This is a genomic window from Massilia eburnea, assembly GCF_009720745.1.
GTDB classification, from domain to species: domain Bacteria; phylum Pseudomonadota; class Gammaproteobacteria; order Burkholderiales; family Burkholderiaceae_D; genus Rugamonas; species Rugamonas eburnea.
Window position 1 is genome coordinate 1 of record NZ_WNKX01000057.1, and the last position, 2,234, is coordinate 2,234.

Sequence of the window (2,234 nt, forward strand, 5' to 3'; positions counted from 1 at the left end):
ATTGACGTTGTTCACCAGGTCGATCAGCGGTGAGCTGATGCGGGCGAAGGCGCCGATCTTCAGGTCGCTGTTGGCGGTTCGGTTGCTGCCGGTGTTATCCAGGGCTGTGATGTCGATCGACTTGGCGCTGATATTGACGTCGTTGCCGGCCGTGATGTTGCTAGCGGCCTGTGTGTACTTCTGGCCCGCGGTCAGCACGACATCGCCATTCAGGCTGCCGACATTCGAGGCCACCTGGGTCACCTGGTGGCTGTTGTCCAGGTGCTTTTCGTTGTGGTAGCCGGCAAAGAGTTCGGTGTAGGCGTCCTTGAACGCAGCCAGCGGGTTGACCGTGATCCCGGCCGAGAAGCCGGAGGACTTGCTCTGGCTGGCCTGCTGCTCTACCAAGGTATTCTGGGCGGCGGCCAGGTCGACGTTCTTGCCGACTAGGGTCAGGTTTTCGCCGAATTTGCATCCCTGGAAGCGATAATTTTGGAACCTTTCTCGACATGAGACTTATATAGGAAGTCTGACAGCAAGATTAAATCAACAGCGGCTTCGCGCTCCAATTCTGGCATTTCTTTATGTACTTCTTCCGTAGCCTTTCCAAAATTATTTAGTACTCTTGCCTTTAACTCGACCTGAGCGGGACAAAGAAGAAATCTATTTTTTTTCTCACGCTCCAAGACCCAAACAGTTCGTCCACCATACGCAAGAATGCCCCTTTCAATCAGTTCCGATACAGCATCGGAGTCATCGGGGTGCACATGAAAAGAAGCATACAACAGAGACTTTCCATCGTCAGCACTTGGGCCAGCACTAAACCAGCCGCGCCGAGCGACTAGGTTCAAAAGGTCTGAGAAAATCCATGCTGCATCCTTTTTCGCGCTATAAGCACGAGCATCCATTTTAAAATCCTCCCTTTTGCAATTGTGGTACCGCAGGATTCGGTGTATCGGGTTCGTAGATACGCCACGAAGTTCCATTTGGATTCAGCGACTTCAGCATATCGATATACTTAGCCTGGGGGATCGGAGTATTCGAAAGTAACGGATCGTAAAAATATCTACCGTCCGTATAAACCGAATGGTATGCAAAATCTACCGGTCCTTGTGCACTTGGCACTCGAACTCCACCTCCCATACCCCAGTCATACTTTGCTGGCCACTGAGTAGCCGCATCGGAGAATATTACAACCTTCCCTTGGCCACCCGCAGCATTGCGCAAGTTAAACGCGCAGTCAGTGCAATAGTGCTTCGCGGTATCGAGAGTAGCGCTCTGCGCATTCAGCGCCTCGCTTGCGCCTGCGTTTGGCGTAGTGGAAATACTGTCCGCAGCAACTGAAGACACTGCTTGCGCGGCCTTATTTACGAATACTTGTGCATCCGCCTTATAAGTGTCGAGCTGCGGCCCAGTCGAAACACGCATCCCATTTGCCCCTTGATAACTAACTGCACTGTAGCTATTTCCGCCTTGCTGAGCATATTGTCCGCTAGCTGCCGATGTAGACGCCTCGGCAGCCTCAGCCGTAGAAGTTGCACCGAACTTCTGCGTCGAACCAATACCATTCCTGTTGTTCAGCCAGGGAGTGGAGGTCTCTGCGGTCGCACCAGCACGACCCAGGTTTGCTGCGGCGCCGGCTTCTCCTGACAACGCTCCGGCTTCGCCTGCCACAGGGAATCCGCCCCCTGCCCCGGCCAAGACTAGAACAGGTAATGATGCACCGAATTGCCCTGGATCCTTACGATAAATCGCATTGATGGTGCCAACTCCCGGAAGGTTTGTCACCGCACCACCTGCAATATCGCCTGCTGTTGCCAGACCTCCTTTGGTCATCACGGATCGGACAATGCCATTTTGCGGTTCATACAGCCTGACGTCGCCCATCAAACCCACTTCAGGACCGAAGAGACTCTGATTGGCGAAGCCGTATGCATCTTTTGCTAAATTAATGCCACCAATGGTCGTGCCAAATACCAAATTGTATGCACTCTCGGCGTAGCCCTTAGCAGCTTGTCCGAGAGGATTGAATATAAAGAAGCCTTCCGCCGAGCCAATGTTTGTCGCGACACCCGGTGTGTCGATTACAGGCTGCTGCAGGGTACCGTTTCGCATCTTCGCGTAGTAATCATCGACAGAGGCTTTCGCTTCAGCCGCTGTCGGCTTTCTGAAAGCAGCGTTGGGGATATCGGGTATTGCTGCTTGAGCGTTCAATTCCTCCACACACATCCTGTCGCCGCGCATCAAGCAATCGA

General features: G+C 53.1%; 3 protein-coding genes. All 3 read right to left on the reverse strand.

Annotation, left to right across the window (positions count from 1 at the left end; all coding sequences use genetic code 11):
- The coding region (locus GM658_RS28520) for a hemagglutinin repeat-containing protein (RefSeq protein WP_155457496.1) at positions 1–387 on the reverse strand (387 nt) is incomplete at its 3' end.
- A gap of 44 nt (positions 388–431) precedes the next feature.
- A complete protein-coding gene (locus GM658_RS28525) occupies positions 432–887 on the reverse strand; it encodes a hypothetical protein (RefSeq protein ID WP_155457497.1) in 456 nt (151 codons plus the stop codon).
- 1 nt (position 888) lies between these two features.
- A partial coding sequence (locus GM658_RS28530) for a hypothetical protein (protein WP_371865320.1) occupies positions 889–2,234 on the reverse strand: 1,346 nt, incomplete at its 5' end.